This is a genomic window from Mycobacterium sp. 852013-50091_SCH5140682 (genome assembly GCF_001665685.1).
GTDB lineage: Bacteria > Actinomycetota > Actinomycetes > Mycobacteriales > Mycobacteriaceae > Mycobacterium.
In genome coordinates this window covers 1-17,074 of the sequence record NZ_LZTB01000084.1, presented here as the reverse complement: position 1 = coordinate 17,074, position 17,074 = coordinate 1, and the positions used below count along the sequence as shown (strand labels likewise).

General features: G+C 68.3%; 16 protein-coding genes and 1 pseudogene. 8 read left to right on the top strand and 9 right to left on the bottom strand.

Features of this window, described 5'->3' with window-relative positions:
* Window positions 1–218: 218 nt before the first annotated feature.
* The gene (locus tag A5784_RS22765) at window positions 219–569 is read left to right on the top strand and encodes a hypothetical protein (RefSeq protein ID WP_064947156.1); all 351 of its coding nucleotides are present in this window, start codon (window positions 219–221) and stop codon (window positions 567–569) included.
* A gap of 81 nt (window positions 570–650) precedes the next feature.
* Entirely contained in the window at window positions 651–2,390 is a 1,740-nt protein-coding gene (locus A5784_RS22760; protein WP_064947155.1) for an SDR family oxidoreductase, read from the top strand.
* A gap of 58 nt (window positions 2,391–2,448) precedes the next feature.
* Here A5784_RS22760 and A5784_RS22755 read toward each other — a convergent pair whose 3' ends face one another.
* Both A5784_RS22755 and A5784_RS22750 read right to left on the bottom strand, forming a co-directional pair.
* Entirely contained in the window at window positions 2,449–3,990 is a 1,542-nt protein-coding gene (locus tag A5784_RS22755) for a leucyl aminopeptidase (RefSeq protein ID WP_197514841.1), read from the bottom strand.
* Window positions 3,991–4,000: 10 nt separating this feature from the next.
* Complete coding sequence (locus tag A5784_RS22750; RefSeq protein ID WP_064947153.1) at window positions 4,001–5,083, bottom strand: adenylate/guanylate cyclase domain-containing protein; 1,083 nt, start codon at window positions 5,081–5,083, stop codon at window positions 4,001–4,003.
* A gap of 43 nt (window positions 5,084–5,126) precedes the next feature.
* On the opposite strand from A5784_RS22750, the gene gcvT reads away from it, so the two are divergent.
* Both gcvT and A5784_RS22740 read left to right on the top strand, forming a co-directional pair.
* A complete protein-coding gene (gcvT, locus tag A5784_RS22745) occupies window positions 5,127–6,233 on the top strand; it encodes a glycine cleavage system aminomethyltransferase GcvT (protein ID WP_064947157.1) in 1,107 nt (368 codons plus the stop codon).
* 22 nt (window positions 6,234–6,255) lie between these two features.
* On the top strand, window positions 6,256–7,362 hold the full coding sequence (locus A5784_RS22740; RefSeq protein WP_064947152.1) for a branched-chain amino acid aminotransferase: 1,107 nt from the start codon (window positions 6,256–6,258) through the stop codon (window positions 7,360–7,362).
* Here the strand turns inward: A5784_RS22740 and A5784_RS22735 are convergent.
* The 4 genes from A5784_RS22735 to A5784_RS22720 are packed head-to-tail and all read right to left on the bottom strand — an operon-like array spanning window position 7,359 to window position 10,385.
* Window positions 7,359–8,081, bottom strand: a complete 723-nt coding sequence (locus A5784_RS22735; RefSeq protein WP_064947151.1) for an adenosylcobinamide-GDP ribazoletransferase — start codon at window positions 8,079–8,081, stop codon at window positions 7,359–7,361. The genes A5784_RS22740 and A5784_RS22735 overlap by 4 nt on opposite strands.
* On the bottom strand, window positions 8,078–9,121 hold the full coding sequence (gene cobT / locus A5784_RS22730; RefSeq protein ID WP_197514842.1) for a nicotinate-nucleotide--dimethylbenzimidazole phosphoribosyltransferase: 1,044 nt from the start codon (window positions 9,119–9,121) through the stop codon (window positions 8,078–8,080). Before cobT ends, A5784_RS22735 begins: the two co-directional genes overlap by 4 nt.
* A gap of 14 nt (window positions 9,122–9,135) precedes the next feature.
* The gene (locus tag A5784_RS22725) at window positions 9,136–9,675 is read right to left on the bottom strand and encodes a bifunctional adenosylcobinamide kinase/adenosylcobinamide-phosphate guanylyltransferase (RefSeq protein WP_064947149.1); all 540 of its coding nucleotides are present in this window, start codon (window positions 9,673–9,675) and stop codon (window positions 9,136–9,138) included.
* Window positions 9,676–9,701: 26 nt separating this feature from the next.
* Window positions 9,702–10,385, bottom strand: coding sequence for a DUF3043 domain-containing protein (locus A5784_RS22720; protein WP_064947148.1), 684 nt, complete (start codon window positions 10,383–10,385; stop codon window positions 9,702–9,704).
* Window positions 10,386–10,527: 142 nt separating this feature from the next.
* On the opposite strand from A5784_RS22720, the gene A5784_RS22715 reads away from it, so the two are divergent.
* A complete protein-coding gene (locus A5784_RS22715) occupies window positions 10,528–10,884 on the top strand; it encodes a HesB/IscA family protein (protein ID WP_029373785.1) in 357 nt (118 codons plus the stop codon).
* A 36-nt stretch (window positions 10,885–10,920) separates the two neighbouring features.
* On the opposite strand, the gene A5784_RS22710 is transcribed toward A5784_RS22715, so the two are convergent.
* Entirely contained in the window at window positions 10,921–11,532 is a 612-nt protein-coding gene (locus A5784_RS22710) for an Rv0361 family membrane protein (RefSeq protein ID WP_064947147.1), read from the bottom strand.
* A gap of 172 nt (window positions 11,533–11,704) precedes the next feature.
* Here A5784_RS22710 and A5784_RS22705 point away from each other — a divergent pair, with 172 nt between their 5' ends.
* A complete protein-coding gene (locus A5784_RS22705; protein WP_064947146.1) occupies window positions 11,705–12,679 on the top strand; it encodes a carbohydrate kinase family protein in 975 nt (324 codons plus the stop codon).
* A gap of 31 nt (window positions 12,680–12,710) precedes the next feature.
* Here A5784_RS22705 and asnB read toward each other — a convergent pair whose 3' ends face one another.
* Entirely contained in the window at window positions 12,711–14,687 is a 1,977-nt protein-coding gene (asnB, locus tag A5784_RS22700; protein WP_064947145.1) for an asparagine synthase (glutamine-hydrolyzing), read from the bottom strand.
* A 181-nt stretch (window positions 14,688–14,868) separates the two neighbouring features.
* Here asnB and ctaC point away from each other — a divergent pair, with 181 nt between their 5' ends.
* Together ctaC and A5784_RS22690 are read left to right on the top strand one after the other, a co-directional pair.
* Window positions 14,869–15,894: an aa3-type cytochrome oxidase subunit II gene (gene ctaC / locus A5784_RS22695; RefSeq protein WP_064947144.1), complete on the top strand. Its 1,026-nt coding sequence runs from the start codon at window positions 14,869–14,871 to the stop codon at window positions 15,892–15,894.
* An 11-nt stretch (window positions 15,895–15,905) separates the two neighbouring features.
* Window positions 15,906–16,325: a cytochrome c oxidase subunit 4 gene (locus tag A5784_RS22690; RefSeq protein WP_064947143.1), complete on the top strand. Its 420-nt coding sequence runs from the start codon at window positions 15,906–15,908 to the stop codon at window positions 16,323–16,325.
* 673 nt (window positions 16,326–16,998) lie between these two features.
* Here A5784_RS22690 and A5784_RS39975 read toward each other — a convergent pair.
* Window positions 16,999–17,074: pseudogene (locus A5784_RS39975) on the bottom strand (hypothetical protein); the annotation flags it as partial.

Below are 17,074 nucleotides of genomic sequence, written 5' to 3'. Positions count from 1 at the left end.
CGCGGGCATCTGGACGGAGATGGCCATGTATTGACTCCCTCGGACGGTCACTCGTGACGACTCGAACTCTGGCTTACCACAGCTAGGTGCACCGGGTGCGGCACCTAGGTGGATTGTCCGGACCATCCTGTCACTGCGCAGCAATTCGCACGCACTCAGGGTTGGCTGCGGCTCTGGCACTATCGAACTGGGTAATACAGGTAGAGGAGATCGTTCCGTTGGGGTTGTTCGACAAGGTTCTCGCGCGTGCCTCGGGCCGCGGCGGGCGTGACGCCGCCGACGATCTCGGGTACCTGCGGCAGTGGGTCAACGACCACGTCGGGGTCGAGGCCTACGTCGAGCCACGGACCACCGTCACCGACGTCACCGTGGTGCTCGTCGCGGCGGACGGCGAGTGGACCAGACGGCGCGCGGGCGGCTACGCCGGCGCCCGGCGGCTCAGCGATCGGCTGCAGATCCCGGTGTACGACGTGCAGAAGGTCGGCTACCCGCAGCGAATGCGCGACTACGACGCGCGTCGTCGCATCGAACGGCAGCGCGCCATGCGCCGGGAACTGGACGGAAGCTAGGGCCGGGGTAGTCGATACCGTCGGTATTGGATACTGTCCGTAACGGATAGTGGTCACAGACAACCTCGCGGAGGGTGGACTATGCAGCGCTACGTCGACAGTGCCGACGGGACCCGCATCGCGGTCTATGAACAGGGCGACCCGAACCGGCCGACGCTGGTGATGGCCCACGGTTGGCCCGACTCCCACGTGCTGTGGGATGGCGTGGTCGCCGAGCTGGGGGACCGGTACCGCATCGTGCGGTACGACAATCGCGGGGCCGGCGCCTCCGATGTGCCCAACCGCGTCGCTGCGTTCACCATGGAGCGATTCGCCGACGACCTCTCGGCCGTGCTCGACGCGCTGAGCCCCGGCGTGCCCGCCCACGTGCTTGCCCACGACTGGGGTTCGGTCGGTGTGTGGGAGTACCTGAGCAGGCCCGGATCGGCCGAGCGGGTGGCCTCGTTCACCTCGGTGTCGGGACCCAGCACCGACCACTACGGATCGTTCGTGCGCAGCCGCCTGGCCCGTCCGTACCGGCCCGTCCAATTCGCCAAGGCGGTGAACCTGGCGTCCCGGTTCAGCTACTGGATCCCGTTCTCGGTGCCGGTGATCGCGCCGGCACTGATGCGCCGCGGGGCCGCGCGGCGACTGCAGGCGATCGATACGCCGGGGCCCAAGTTCCAGTCGGAGAACCTTGACGTCGACGCCGCCAACTCGCTGAAGATATACCGCGCCAACGCTGTTCGCTCGTTCACGAGGTTGCGGCGAGACCACTACGTGGCGGTTCCGGTACAGCTGATCTGCAACGACAACGACCCCGTGGTACGTGGTGACGGCTACGACGACGAAGCCAAATGGGTGCCGCGGCTGTGGCGCCGCGACCTCAAAGCCGGGCACTGGGCGCCGTTCTCGCATCCGCGGGCCATCGCGACGGCCGTGGACGAACTCATCGAGCACCTGCAGGGAGCGCCCGCGGCCCGCGCGCTGCGGCGCGCCCAGGTCGGCCGGCCGCGCGAAACCTTCGGCGACACAATGGTTTCGGTGACCGGTGCGGGCAGCGGCATCGGACGCGCGACCGCGCTGGCGTTCGCCGCCGAGGGCGCCGAGGTGGTGGTCAGCGACATCGACGAGGCCGCCGCCAAGAACACCGCCGCCGAGATCGCCGAGCGCGGCGGCGTCGCGCATGCCTACGCGCTCGACGTCGCCGACGCCGACGCGGTCGAACGCTTCGTCGAGCAGGTGTGCACCGAGCACGGCGTACCCGACATCGTGGTCAACAACGCCGGTATCGGGCACGGCGGCAAGTTCCTCGACACCCCGGCCGAGCAGTTCGACAGGGTGCTGGACGTGAACTTCGGTGGGGTCGTCAACTGCTGCCGGTCGTTCGCCCGCAGGCTCGTCGAACGCGGCACCGGCGGCCACATCGTCAACGTGGCGTCGATGGCGGCGTATTCACCGTCGCAGGCAGCCAACGCCTACTCCACCAGCAAGGCCGCCGTGTTCATGTTCTCCGACTGCCTGCGGGCCGAATTGAGCTCGGCGGGAATCGGTTTGACCACCATCTGCCCCGGCGTGATCAACACGAACATCATCGACACCACACGCTTCGACCTGCCCGCCGACCAGCAGGGGCAGGCCGACGAGATGCGTGCCAAGACCAAGAAGGTCTTCGCCGCGCGCCGCTACGGGCCGGAAAAGGTCGCCAAGGCCATCGTCACCGCAGTGCGCAAGAACAAGGCGGTCCGCCCCGTCACGCCGGAAGCCTATGCGGCATACGGCGTGTCGCGGCTCGTGCCGTCAGCATTGCGGCGCGCGGCCCGCGCGGGTTCGACGCGCTGAGCGTGAAGAAGATCGCGTGATTCTCGAGGATTCCCGCGATCTTCTTCACATTGGCTGACTAGCCGTTCGCGGCGATATCCTCCAGGACCGCGAACATGGTCCGAGTCGGAACGCCGGTGCCGCCCTTGGGGGTGTAACCCCATGGGCTGCCGGTGTTGTAGGCGGGTGCCGCGACGTCGATGTGCGCCCACTGGACGCCCTCGGCGACGAACTCGCGCAGATATGTTCCGGCGACCAGCATTCCGGCGAAGCGTGAGCCGCTGACATTGGCCAGGTCTGCGACAGTGGACTTGAGATCGTCCTTGAGCTCCTCGGGCAGCGGCATGGCCCAGCCGTTCTCGCCGACGGCCTGCGACAGCGTCGCCACCCGGTCGCGGAACTCGTCGCTGCCCATCACACCCGGCGTGCGCGCCCCCAGCGCGACGGTCTGCGCGCCGGTCAGGGTGGACGTCTCGATCAGATAATCCGGATTGTCCTCGCAGGCCCGCACGATGGCGTCGGCGAGGATCAGCCTGCCCTCGGCGTCGGTGTTGAGCACCTCGACCGTGGTGCCGCCGTACTGGGTGAGCACGTCACCGGGGCGCTGCGCGGTGGCCGACGGCATGTTCTCGGCCATGGGGACGGTGGCGATCACGTCGATGGGCAGATTCTGCCGGGCCGCCAGGACCACCGTCGCGATGACGGCGGCGGCGCCACCCATGTCGGAAGTCATGTGGTGCATGTTCGCGGCGGGCTTGATCGAAATGCCGCCGGTGTCAAACGTGATGCCCTTACCGACCAGTGCGACGGTCTTCGCTCCGGCCGATCGTGCTCCTCGCGTGCGCGACCCCCCGCCGCCGCGGTGCGCCAGCCGCACCAGCCGTGGCAGGCGGGAGGACCCCTTGCCGACCCCGATGATGCCGCCGTAGCCGGCCTTGGTGAGTGCCTTGTCGTCGAGCACCTCGACCTCAAGCCCGTTAGCCTCGCCCAAATCCTTTGCCCGCTTGGCGAATTCGGTCGGGAAGAGATGGCTCGGCGGGGTGTTGACGAAATCCCTCGCGGTGGCCACCGCCGCTGCCACGTCGACCGCACGCTCCGCAGCCTTCTTGGTCGCGGCCTTGGTATCGGCGGCAAGCACGACGATCTTCCTCAGCCCCGGATCCTTGGGCGCGGTCTTGGCGCTGCGGAATTCGCTGAACCGGTAGGCGCCCAGGATCAGGCCCTCGACCGTGGCCTCCAGATCGATTGCGCTCAGCGTCGTCACCACCGAGTCGACCTTGTCCAGGGACCGCGCGGCGCTACCGGCGGCGCGACGGATCACGTCGGCAGGCCACTCATCGCGGGGCTTGCCCAGGCCGACGGCGAGCACGCTCGCGACGGGCAGCCCGGCTACGACGAGCCGATGCGACTGGCCTTCGGCGCCCGTGGCGCCCAGCGCCTGCAGGCCCGATTCGATGGCGGCGACGGCGTCGTCGTCCAGATAGGGTCCGGAAGCCAGCACCGTCGGCCCGGAATCTCCGGTGACGACGGGAACGATCAGGACGGCGTCGGCGACGCCCCTGCGGGGCACGGCCGAGCTGACGGTGACGGTGGGGGCCTGGTAGCCGGGTGCGCTGCTCACCCGGTTCACCCTAGATGCGGGCGAGCGGGTAGGCCGTCACCGGCGTCGCGAAACCCTTCAAGGTCAGCGACTGCGGCGGCGCGAACCGCCGGTCGGGCAGCTCATCATGCAGCCGCGTCGAGACCAGGATCTGGCCCGGGTCGGCCGACGCCACCAGCCGCGCCGCCAGGTTCACCGGGTTGCCGAAGTAATCCCCGCTGATCGCCAGCACCTGACCGAAATCCAGGCCGGCCCGCACTTGCAGGTTCGCCTCCCGTGCCCGCGGATGCCCGACCAGCTCCACTGCGACCTGCACCACCTGCTCGGGTTCGGAGCCCACCCACATGATGGCGTCGCCGATGAATTTGACCACCCGCCCGCCCGCGGCGTGCACCACGTCGGCACCGACGCCGCTGAACTCGTTGAGCATTGCGGTGAGCTCGTCGGTGGTCAGCGCCTGAGTCAGCGCGGTGAAGTCGGACAGATCCGCAAAGCCGATGCCGCACACCACACTTGAGGACCCGTCGCGGATCACGTGCTCGAAATAGGTGCGGGCGCTCATCAAATGGTGGCGGTGCACCGCATCCATCATCGCGCCGATCCGCGGGATGAACCCGGCGGCGGCGCGGTAGGCCTGGGCGGTGATCAGCTCGTTGTGGGAGATGTCGATCTGCATGTCGGGACTGTTGGCCCGGATCATGGATGACTCGGCCTCGGAGATCCGGGCCAGGCTCGAGCCGATGACCCGAAGCAACCCGGTCGCGGGGACATCACCCAGGCGCGCGCGCATCTCGGCCCACGTGCGAAGCCCGTCGAGATCGGCCTGGCTCAGCGTGGGCACGTCGGCGCCTGCGACAGTCAGGCCCAGTGCCGCCCAGGCATGTTCGACGTCGGCCAACGGCAGCCCGAGCGACGCGGCGGCGTCGGCCAGGCTGTACTTCGGTGGTCCCGACCATTGCAGGACATCGCCTGCGAGACCGAACAGCCTGCCGCGGCGTTCGGCCTCGACCATCTCCTCGGTGGTGAACCCCAGGCTGTCGAGGTACTCGATGAGCGGCGCACGGTCGCGCGCGTCGGCCACCCCGGCGGCCTGCAGCGCATCGAAATCGACCACCAGTCAAGTGTGGCAGTTCACGTGCCGGATTAGGGTGAGCTCCGTGAGTGACGACCTGTTGCACGGCCCGCTGGAAGACCGCCACCGCGCCCTCGGCGCCAGTTTCGCCGAGTTCGGTGGCTGGTCGATGCCGGTGTCCTACGCCGGGACCGTCGCCGAACACACCGCGACCCGCACCACCGTCGGCCTCTTCGACGTCAGCCACCTCGGCAAGGCACTCGTCCGCGGGCCGGGGGCCGCCGCCTACGTCAACGCCACGCTGACCAACGACCTCAACCGGATCGGGCCGGGCAAAGCTCAATACACGCTGTGCTGCAACGAGTCTGGCGGTGTGATCGACGATCTCATCGCCTACTACGTCTCCGACGACGAGATCTTCCTGGTGCCCAACGCGGCCAACACCGCCGCGGTGGTGGCCGAACTGCAGCGGCACGCCCCGGCCGAGCTCACCATCACCGACGAACACCGCTCGTATGCGGTGCTGGCGGTACAGGGGCCGAAGTCCGCCGAAGTGCTCAGCGGGCTGGGGCTGCCGACCGACATGGACTACATGGCCTTCGCCGATGCCGACATCGACGGCGTCCGAACCAGGGTCTGTCGCACCGGCTATACCGGTGAACACGGCTACGAACTGCTACCGCCGTGGGACGGCGCGGGCGCGGTGTTCGACGCGCTGGCGGCCGCGGTCCAGGCCGCCGGTGGTGAACCCGCGGGCCTCGGCGCCCGGGACACGCTGCGCACCGAGATGGGTTACCCGTTGCACGGCCACGAGCTGTCACCGGAGATCTCGCCGCTGCAGGCTCGATGTGGCTGGGCGATCGGCTGGAAGAAGGACGCGTTCTGGGGACGCGAGGCGCTGCTGGCCGAGAAGCAGGCCGGGCCGCGCCGGGTGCTGCGCGGGCTCAAGGCGCTGGGACGCGGTGTGCTGCGGGCTGACATGACCGTGCTGGGCCCGGGGGCGAGCGAGACCCCGGTCGGCGTCACCACGTCGGGAACGTTCTCACCCACGTTGAAGGTCGGCATCGCGCTGGCCCTGATCGACACCGCCCACGACATTGCCGACGGCCAGCGCGTCGCCGTGGACGTGCGTGGCCGGGCGGTCGAATGCGAGGTTGTGAAGCCACCGTTCGTGGCGGCCAATACTCGCTAGCCACCGGCGATACAATCGCCTTATGACAAGCGGTCTTGCAGAGTTCACGGTTACGGTCAACGCGGACCCGGCGACCGATGCGGTACGCGAATCCATTCTGGCCAATCCGGGATTCGGCAAGTTCCACACCGATCACATGGTGTCCATCGACTACACCGTGACCGACGGCTGGCACAACGCGCAGGTGGTCCCGTACGGCCCCATCGAGCTGGATCCGTCGGCCATCGTGCTGCACTACGCGCAGGAGATCTTCGAAGGCCTGAAGGCCTACCGCTGGGCCGACGGGTCCATCGTGTCGTTCCGGCCCGAGGCCAACGCGGCCCGGCTGCAGGCCTCGGCACGCCGGTTGGCCATCCCGGAACTGCCCGAAGAACTGTTCATCGAGTCGCTGCGTCAGCTCATCGCGGTCGACGACGCCTGGGTGCCCGCCGCGGGCGGCGAGGAGTCGCTGTACCTGCGGCCGTTCATCATCGCCACCGAGCCCGGCCTGGGGGTGCGGCCCGCCAACGAGTACCGCTACCTGGCCATCGGCTCGCCGGCCGGCGCGTACTTCAAGGGCGGCATCAAGCCGGTCAGCGTCTGGCTGTCGCATGAATACGTGCGGGCCTCACCGGGCGGCACCGGTGCGGCCAAGTTCGGCGGCAACTATGCGGCCTCGCTGCTGGCGCAGGCCCAGGCCGCCGACAACGGCTGCGACCAGGTGGTGTGGCTGGACGCCATCGAACGGCGCTACGTCGAAGAGATGGGCGGGATGAACCTGTTCTTCGTCTTCGGCAGCGGCGGCTCGGCGCGCCTGGTCACCCCGGAGCTGTCGGGCTCGCTGCTGCCCGGTATCACGCGGGAATCGTTGCTGCAGTTGGCAACCGACGCCGGATTCGCCGTCGAAGAACGCAAGATCGACGTCGAAGAATGGCAGAAGAAGGCTGCAGCGGGCGAGATCACCGAGGTGTTCGCCTGCGGAACCGCCGCGGTGATCACGCCGGTGTCGCACGTCAAGCACCGTGAGGGCGAGTTCACCATCGCCGACGGACAACCGGGCGAGATCACGATGGCCCTGCGGGACACCTTGACGGGAATCCAGCGCGGCACGTTCGCCGACACGCACGGCTGGATGGCGCGGCTGAACTAGCGCACCGCCAGGCCGAGGGCGACGAGCGTCGTCGTCACTTCGACGGCGGCGCCAAGAACGTCGCCCGTGACGCCGCCGAACCGACGCACGCAATGGGCAACCAGCAGCGCGCACAGCGAAAGGGCGACGAGCACGGTCACCGGACCCTGCCACGGGCGCGGGCCGGCCCAGACCGCCGATGCGGCCAGCGCAAGCGACCACGCGACGACGACGGCGATCGGCTGGCTACCTGCCACCGCCGCACCCAACGAGCTGCCCGGCGCCGCGGGTACGCCGCGTCGGCAGGCCGTCACCGCGGCCACCCGTCCGGTGGCCACCGCGATCACCACTGCGGCCGCGCTCAGCTGCGCGAACGTGAGGGCTTGAACGGCGATCGTGAGCACCACCGCCGCGACGCCGAACGGGCCCGCCGTGCCGTCGCGCATCACGGCCAGTGCGCGTTCCGGAGGGCCATAACAGCCCAGCCCGTCGGTGGTGTCGGCCAGCCCGTCGATGTGCAACCCGCGGGTGGCCAGGATCAGCGCGGCAACCGCCAGCACCCCTGCCAGTGGCCCGGAGCCGAACGCGTGCGTACCGGCCCACACCACCGCCGCGGCCAGCCCGCCCAACGCCAGGCCCACAAGTGGCAGCGCGGTCAGCGAGCCGCGCCCCAACCCGGCTTTCGAACGCACCGGCAGAACCGTGCCGAACGCGAAAGCCGAAGCGACAGAACCGATCACGACGATTCTTCGGATATGCCCGCTTCATCGAAGGTGGCCATCGACGCCAGTGCGGCCACCGCGGCCCGCACCACCGGCAACGCCACGACTGCTCCGGTGCCTTCGCCGAGCCGCATGCGCAGATCGACGATCGGCTCGAGCTCCAGGTGCGCCAGCGCGAGGGCGTGCGCCGGTTCGGTGGACCGATGACCGGCCTGCCACCACGCCCGCGCGCCCGGTGCGAGCCGGTCGGCCAGCAGCGCCGCGGCCGTCACCACCACGCCGTCGAGCAACACCGGCGTGCGCCGCACCGCTGCCTGCGCACAGAAACCGGCCATCGCCGCCAGGTCCGCGCCACCGCACACTCGCAGTAGGGCGAGCGGATCCCCGGTCACGTTGCGGGCGCGGTACAGCGCGTCGCGGACTGCCGCGGTCTTGCGCATCCAGCCTTCGTCGTCGATGCCGGTGCCCCGCCCGACCGCCGCGACCGGCTCGGTACCCGTCACGGCAGCGATCAAAGTTGTTGCGGGGGTGGTGTTTCCGATCCCCATATCGCCCGCGATGAGCAGATCGGCACCGGAATCGACCTCCTCGTCGGCGATCCGGGCGCCGGCCGCGACCGCTGCGGCCGCCTCGGCGGCGGTCAGCGCGTCCTCGGTCGCAATGTTGCCGGACCCGCGGCGGACCTTGTGGGCGCCGATCGCGGGTGAGAGCGGCTCGGCGCAGTCGACGGCGATATCGGCCACCCGCACCGTCGCGCCCGCCACCTCGGACAGCACGTTGACAGCGGCGCCCCCGGCATCGAAGTTCGCGATCATCTGGCCGGTCACCGCCGCCGGGAACGCCGAGACGCCTGCCGCGGTCACGCCGTGATCGCCGGCGAACACCACCACGCGGGGCCGCACGAACTGCCGCGGCGGGCACACCCCCTGACACGACGCGACCCACACCGACAGATCCTCCAACCGGCCCAGCGATCCGGGAGGTTTGGTCAGGCGGTTCTGCCGGGCCCGCGCATCGGCGGCCACCGCCGCGTCCGGCGCGGTGAGGCCTGCGAACAGCGGATCGGGTTCGGTCACAACGGCTCCTTCACTGTGACCGGCTGACCGGCCACGACGAGTACCACCCGGTCGCACACCGCAGCCAGGCGCTGATTGACCGTGCCGAGCGCGTCGGCGAACCGGCGGCCGGCCTCGGTGGCGGGCACCACGGTCAGCCCGACCTCGGGGCTGACCAGAACGAGGGGAGCGGTGAACGCGGCGACTGCGTCCACCAGCTCGTCGACATCAGCATCCACCGAAGTGCCCGACCATGCGCCGCGGCGATCCATCGTCGCAGTCAGCCAGCCGCCGACGTCGTCGAGCAGCGTCGCGACGACGGGTTCCGCGCCAAGCCGGCGGGCCACGTCGTCAGGGTCGGCGCCGCACTCCACGGTGCTCCAGTGCGCCGGGCGGCGGCCGCGGTGTGCCGCGACGCGCGCGGACCACGCCGGGTCGGTGTCAGCCGCGGGGCCGGTGGCCAGGTAGCGCACCGGGCCGTCGGCGGCAGCGTCGACCGCCGTCTCGGCCCACTGCGATTTGCCCGACCGGATCCCGCCGAGCACCAGGGTGCGCACCCGACGTCAGGCCGGTTGGACGGACATCAAGAAACCTTGTCGCCGCGATTGACCGCGGGGCGCGGCGCCCGCATCCGACGAATCTGGGAGGCCCGGCTGGCCGCGTAGAAGCCGAGCTTCCAACCGCTTTCGGTGTTGCCGGGGAACTTCTCGTCGACCATCCGGTTGACCTTGCGGCCCACCAGGAAACCGTCGGCGGCCATGACCACCACGAGGCCCAGCATCGTGTAGGACATGATCTGCTGGAACTGCAGGCTCGGCAACGCCATCATGAACATGATCATCACCAGCGCCGCCGGCATGAACAGGCCCAGCAGATTGCGCCGCGAGTCCACGATGTTGCGGACGTACCGCCGCACCGGGCCCTTGTCGCGGGGCAGCAGATAGGCGTCGTCGCCGGCCATCATCTTTTCCCGCCGCTCGGCCATCTCGGCGCGCCGGGTCAACTTCTCGGCCTTGCGTTCCTCACCGCTGAGCTTCGGGCCACGCAGCTCTTTGCGCCGGCGCCGTGCCTCGGCGGCGGTCAGCGGAGCAGGCGCGACCGGCCCACGCTTCTTGGCGGCCTCACTGCGCTTGGGTGTAGGCCGGCCTTTGGGCGCCGTGCCGCCACCGATCGTGGTGTCGGACGCCTGGCCGCCGCCCTCAGCGGCGCCGCCCTTGGCCTCGTCGTTCTCGCCGTCTTCACGCTTCTTACGGCCCAGCAGATTCACGCAAGTCAGGTTACTGCCCGCCGCCCGACGCCCGGCCACATGCCCCGGACGCGGTGAGGAGTCGGGAATAGCGCCATGAGGAGGTACCGTTGACTCATAGACTTCGGCATCAGGCGATGCCCACGGATGCTTAGGGAGAGCAATGACTGTTCAGGACGAATCGGCCGTTCAGACCCACGGCGTGATCCTGTCCGACGCCGCGGCCGCCAAGGCGAAGGCGCTGCTGGACCAGGAGGGTCGCGACGACCTCGCGCTTCGGATCGCCGTTCAGCCGGGCGGCTGCGCAGGCCTGCGCTACAACCTGTTCTTCGACGACCGGACCCTCGACGGTGACCTGACCTCCGAGTTCGGCGGCGTGAAGCTGACCGTCGACCGGATGAGCGCGCCGTATGTTCAGGGCGCCACCATCGACTTCGTCGACACCATCGAGAAGCAGGGCTTCACGATCGACAACCCGAACGCCACCGGCTCCTGCGCCTGCGGCGATTCATTCAACTGATCTCGTTCTGACGCCGCCCCTGGCCAGTACTGCTCGTCAGTACTGGCCACCGGTGCGTAATACGTAGGAGCACACGAGCACCTCGTCGTGCCCGCCCTCTTTGGCATCCTTCGCGACCAGCAGCTGCGCGACACCCTGTGCGTCCTCCCGGGGTGCCTGCTGGCCCCGCGCCGGCGTGACTTTCATGGTGAAGAGCACCTGGGCCTGCGTACCCGACCACGGCACGATCTTGTCGATGCTGGTGACGTCGGCGCGGCCGAACTGCTTGCGGAACGCATCGCTGGCCAGTGTGGCCACCGCGAGATCAGCCTTACGGTCCTTGACCGCGTCGTAGAGACCGCACAGCGTGTGCCGCGCGATGGTCTCGTCGTCACCGTCGGTCAGCGCGTTCAGATACTCCTGGATCGCCGCTTTTGCCTGCTCGTCGGACACCACGCCCGGCTGCTGCGCAGGCTTACGGGTCACGACCACCACGGCAATGACCGCGGCGAACACCGCCAGCGTGAGAAACACGGCGAGAATCCGTGGCCAGCGCCGCCGTTTCCTGTACTGCACCGGCGGCGGGAGCGTCCCGGGGTAGACCGACGACGCATCCTCCGGATATGGCTCTGGCGGAACGGATTCGGGGTACTGGTAGGGACCAGTCATTAAATGGGGCTCCCCGCAGGTATGTTTTGTGGATCACCGCTTGACGGTGATCTGGCGTACAGCTACAGGCAGGTTAGCGCACCCCACGGGGCCCGACCGTGTACGACGACGGCGCTGGGGGCGCGCGCGTAGCCTTATCTAGACGACTTAACGAAATTAAGGATGACGCTTCGTGACCATCGCAGTTACCGGATCCATTGCGACCGACCATCTGATGCGGTTCCCCGGCAAATTCTCCGAACAGCTGCTGGCAGACCATCTGCAGAAGGTGTCACTGAGCTTTCTGGTCGACGATCTGGTGGTGCATCGCGGGGGAGTCGCGGGCAACATGGCTTTCGCGATCGGCACCCTCGGCGGTGACGTGGCCCTCGTCGGTGCGGCCGGTCAGGATTTCGGCGACTACCGGGCATGGCTGGAGGCGGCCAACGTCGACTGCGACAGCGTGCTGATCTCCGAGAGCGCCTACACCGCACGCTTCGTGTGCACCACCGACGAGGACATGGCCCAGATCGCGTCGTTCTACCCGGGCGCGATGTCGGAGGCCCGCAACATCTCGCTGGCCGACCTGGTGTCGCGGGTCGGCACTCCGGAGCTCGTCATCGTCGGCGCCAATGATCCCGACGCGATGTTCCTGCACACCGAGGAGTGCCGCAAGCTCGGATTGGCCTTCGCCGCCGACCCGTCGCAGCAGCTGGCCCGGCTGTCCGGCGAGGAGATCCGCAAGCTCATCAACGGCGCCACCTACCTGTTCACCAACGACTACGAGTGGGACCTGTTGCTGCAGAAGTCCGGCTGGAGTGAAGCCCAGGTGATGGGCCAGATCGGCATGCGCGTCACCACGCTCGGCGCCAAGGGGGTCGACCTGGTCAGCTCCGACGGCACGTTCGTGCACGTCGACGTCGTGCCGGAGAAGCATCAGGCCGACCCGACCGGCATCGGCGACGCCTTCCGGGCCGGTTTCCTGACAGGCCGCAGCGCCGGGTTGAACCTGGAACGCTCCGCTCAGCTGGCCTCGCTGGTCGCTGTGCTGGTCCTCGAGGCCACCGGACCCCAGGAGTGGGACTGGGACCAGGACGAGGCCGTGCAGCGGTTGTCCGACGCCTACGGCGCCGACGCAGGCGCCGAGATCGGTGCGGCGCTGGCCTGACCTCGGCTACAGCTCTGGGCGGCGAGCCCGCCTAGAGCTGTACCGGGTAGTGCGGCTCTTTGATCTGCGGCGTCACGCTGTGCTCGACGAAGATCGCGTGCCACAGCATGAAGATCAGCACGGTCCACAACCGGCGGCTGTGATCGCTGACCCCGCTGCGGTGCTCGTCGAGCATGATGCGCACCGCGGCCAGGTCGATCAGCTCACCTGCCTGGGACGCGGCGACCGTCGCGTACGCCCAGTCCAGCAGCTCGCCGGCCCGCAGCCAGTGCCGGATCGGCACCGGGAAACCCAGCTTGGGGCGGTGCAGGACGTGGGCGGGGATGATCGGCTCCAGCGCCCGGCGCAGCGCATATTTGGTGGTCGACCGGGTGATCTTCTGGTCGACGGGCAGCCGCGACGCCACCGCGAACACTTCGGGGTCCAGGAACGGCACCCGCAGCTCCAGCGAGTTGGCCATGGTCATCTTGTCGGCCTTGACCAGGATGTCGCCGCGCAGCCACGTGAACAGGTCGATGTGCTGCATGCGGGCCACCGGATCCCAGCCGTCGGACTGGGCGTAGATCGCGCTCGTCACGTCGGTGTGGGTCCAGTCGGGGCGGAAACCGGGCAGTACGGCGCGCAGCTGCTCGTCGGAGAAGCTGCGGGCGTTGCCGTAGTAGCGCTCTTCCAGCGTCAGCGAGCCGCGGTGCAGCAGGCTCTTGCCGCGCATGCCCTCCGGCAGCGGTTTCGATGCCTTGCCCAGCGACTTGCGAACCGGGCGGGGCAGATAGTCGAACGGTTTGAGTGACAGCGGCTCGCGGTAGATCGTGTAGCCGCCGAACAACTCGTCGGCGCCCTCGCCGGAGAGCACCACCTTGACGTGCTTGCGCGCCTCGCGGGCGATGAAGAACAGCGGCACCAGTGCGGGGTCGGCCACCGGCTCGTCGAGGTACCACACGATCTCCGGCAGCGCCTCGACGAATTCGGCCTGGCTGACCACCTTGGTGATGTGCCGGGCGCCGATGGCTTCCGCCGACGCGACCGCGACGTCGACCTCCGAGAATCCTTCGCGCTCGAAACCGGTGGTGAACGTGATCAGCCGCGGATTGTGCCGCATCGCCAGCGCGGCGATGGCCGTCGAGTCGATGCCGCCCGACAGGAACGCGCCCACCGTCACGTCGGCCCGCATGTGCTTGGCGACCGAGTCCTCCAGCGCCGCGGTGATCTCGTCGTAGCGGGCCTGCTCCTCGCCCGCGATGACCGGCACCGCGGAGAACTTCGGCTCGAAATAGCGGGTCACTTCGGGACGCGAGCCGGGCCGGATCCGCGCGTAGCTGCCCGATTCGAGCCGTCGGATACCGCGGTTGAGGGTTTCCGGTTCAGGCACGTACTGCAGCACGGTGTAGTGCTGCACGGCGCGTTCGTCGATCCCGAGGTCGAGGTCCAGTGCGGGGGCCAAGTCCAGCAGGCACTTCTTTTCGCTGCCCACGGCGGTGCCGCCCGGACCGGTCGCCATGAACAGCGGCTTGATGCCGAACGGATCGCGGGCGCAGAACATCTCCCGTTCCTGGGTGTCCCACAGCGCGAAGGCGAACATGCCGCGCAGTCGGTGCAGCGCCTCGGTGCCCCAGTAGTGGTAGGCCGCGACGATGGCCTCGCCGTCACCGTCGGTGTGAAATACCGCACCGTGCTTGTCCCGGAGCTCAGCGCGGAGTTCCAGATAGTTGTAGATCTCGCCGTTGAACACCAGCACGTAGCGGTCGGGTGACTCCGCCGGACCCCAGCGCAGCGGTTGGTGGCTGTGGGCGATGTCGATGATCGACAACCGGTTGAAGCCGAGCACCACCGCAGGGCCGGACCCGTCGGGGCCGGCGTCGGACCAGGTTCCTGGCTCGTCGGGGCCGCGATGACGCATCAGGTGGGCAGCCTCGGCCACCGCGTCGACCAGCCGGGATCCGGCGTCGGAGGCGGCCTCGCCCGGCTTGGCCAGTGAAGGGTCAGTTACCAGCGCCAGGAGTCCGCACACCGGGCCAGTATGCCTAATGGTGAAGGCTTCGCAGAGCAGCACCCGAAGACATTCGGCCCGGCCGACGACACATTCGGCGGTCGCTTCGCTCCGGCGCACAGGCGTGGTCTACGCTGCGTAGTATTCGCTGAGTTGATGACCGATCGCGGTCTAGTTTTACCGACTTCTAGGAGGCGCCAACGTGACACCTCGCGGGCTCCGGGTGGTGGCGTTGTCAATGGTCCTGGGTGGCACGGCGCTACTGCTGAGCGGTTGCAGTTGGCAGGACGTGCTGGGCCTGGGCTGGCCGAACGGCATCACGCCGGAAGGCAAATTGAACCGGGATCTCTGGCTCGGATCAGTCATCGCATCGTTCGTCGTTGGCGCCATCGTGTGGGCACTGATCTTCTGGTCCAGCGCCTTCCACCGGAAGAAGAAGGGCGACAACGAACTTCCGCGCCAGTTCGGCTACAACATGCCGCTGGAGCTGGTCCTGACGGTGATCCCGTTCCTGATCATCTCGGTGCTGTTCTACTTCACCGTGGTCGTGCAGGAGCGCATGCTGCACAAGGACCCCAACCCTGAGGTGGTCATCGACGTGACCGCCTTCCAGTGGAACTGGAAGTTCGGCTACCAGAAGGTCGCCTACTCCGACGGTACGTTCAACTTCGACGGTGCCGACCCGGCCCGCAAGGCCGCCATGACGTCCAAGCCGGAAGGCAAGGACGAGCACGGCGAGGAGCGCGTCGGCGCGGTGCGCGGCCTGAATCCCGAGGACCGCACGTACCTGAACTTCGACAAGGTCGAGACCCTGGGTTCGTCCAGCGAGATCCCGGTGCTGGTGCTGCCGGTCGGCAAGCGCATCGAGTTCATCCTCAACTCTGCCGACGTCATCCACGGCTTCTGGGTTCCGGAGTTCCTTTTCAAGCGCGACGTCATGCCCAACCCCGAGGCCAACCACTCCGACTACGTCTTCCAGGTCAGCAAGATCGACCAGACAGGCGCGTTCGTCGGTCGCTGCACCGAGATGTGCGGCACCTACCACTCGATGATGAACTTCGAGGTGCGCGTGGTGGAGCCCAACGACTTCAAGACCTACATGGATGCGCGCGTCGCCGGTAAGACGAATGCCGAAGCGCTGCAGGCGATCCATCAGGCCCCGCTGGCAACCACAACCCACCCGTTCGAAAGCCGGCGCGGCGAGCAGGTTCCGCAGGCGAGCAACTAGGGATACGACTCATGCATATTGAAGCTCGGTTGTTTGAGATCCTCACCGCTTTCTTCGCGCTGTCCGCCGTGGTGTACGGCGTGCTCACCGCGATGTTCGCCAACGGTGGCGTCGAGTGGGCGGGTACCACCGCCCTCGTGCTGACCACCGGTCTGACCCTGATCACCGGAACCTTCTTCCGGTTTGTGGCCCGTCGTCTCGACACCCGTCCCGAGGACTACGAGGATGCCGAGATCAGCGATGGCGCAGGCGAACTCGGCTTCTACGCCCCGCACAGCTGGTGGCCCATCATGATCGCGCTGTCCTTCTCGACGGCGGCCGTCGGTGCCGCTCTGTGGCTGCCGTGGCTCATCTTCGCGGGCGTCTGCTTCGTCCTGACGACGGCCGCCGGCCTGGTTTTCGAGTTCTACTGGGGCCCGGAGAAGCACTGACCGCATCGCGGCAGTAACACCCGGTCAAGGTCACAAGAGGGCGATAACTTCTGCGGTCATCGGCATTGCCTTTCTGACTGCCGCCACCCGGTTGGGTAATGTTGCCGGGGCACCGTCAGCCGGAACCGTTACGGCCATCGGCGGGCGAGGTGAAGCAGTCGAGAAGGATATGCGTAGATGAGCGGGCCGAATCCCACCGAGCCGGTTGCCGCCGGTTCGGATGTGCCGGATGAGCAACCCGGGAAGCATGCCGCCCCCGAGGAGCCGGCGGAGGTTGCCGGTGACTCCGGGCCGGCAACCGGCGAGTCAGTCACCGAGGCCTATTCGCAGGCCTACTCCGCGCCGGAATCCGAGCAGTTCACCAGCGGGCCTTACGTCCCCGCCGATCTCGCGCTCTACGACTACGACAACTACGACCCGGCCTCGGAGCTGGCGGACGACCATCCGCCACCACGGTGGCCGTGGGTCGTCGGAATCACCGCGATCGTCGCCGCCATCGCACTGGTGGCCTCGGTCGCGGTGCTGGTGACCCGCGAGGACCACACGTCGAACCTGGCGACTCCGTCGACGAGCACCACGGTGTCCAAACCGCCCGTGCAGGACGAGATCACCACGACGACCCCGCCGCCTCCGCCGCCGCCCTCACCCACATCGGAAGTACCGCCGCCTCCGCCGCCGCCGGAAACCGTCACGGTCACCGCGAACGGCGGCAGGCCGGCCGCAACCGCTTGTGCCAGACCGTTTTCCAC

Excerpts from the sequence above, each read along its gene's own strand:
- A5784_RS22760 (WP_064947155.1), top strand. The coding sequence starts at position 651 with ATGCAGCGCTACGTCGACAGTGCCGACGGGACCCGCATCGCGGTCTAT.
- A5784_RS22740 (WP_064947152.1), top strand. The coding sequence starts at position 6,256 with ATGACAAGCGGTCTTGCAGAGTTCACGGTTACGGTCAACGCGGACCCG.
- A5784_RS22715 (WP_029373785.1), top strand. The coding sequence starts at position 10,528 with ATGACTGTTCAGGACGAATCGGCCGTTCAGACCCACGGCGTGATCCTG.
- A5784_RS22710 (WP_064947147.1), bottom strand. The coding sequence starts at position 11,532 with ATGACTGGTCCCTACCAGTACCCCGAATCCGTTCCGCCAGAGCCATAT.
- A5784_RS22690 (WP_064947143.1), top strand. The coding sequence starts at position 15,906 with ATGCATATTGAAGCTCGGTTGTTTGAGATCCTCACCGCTTTCTTCGCG.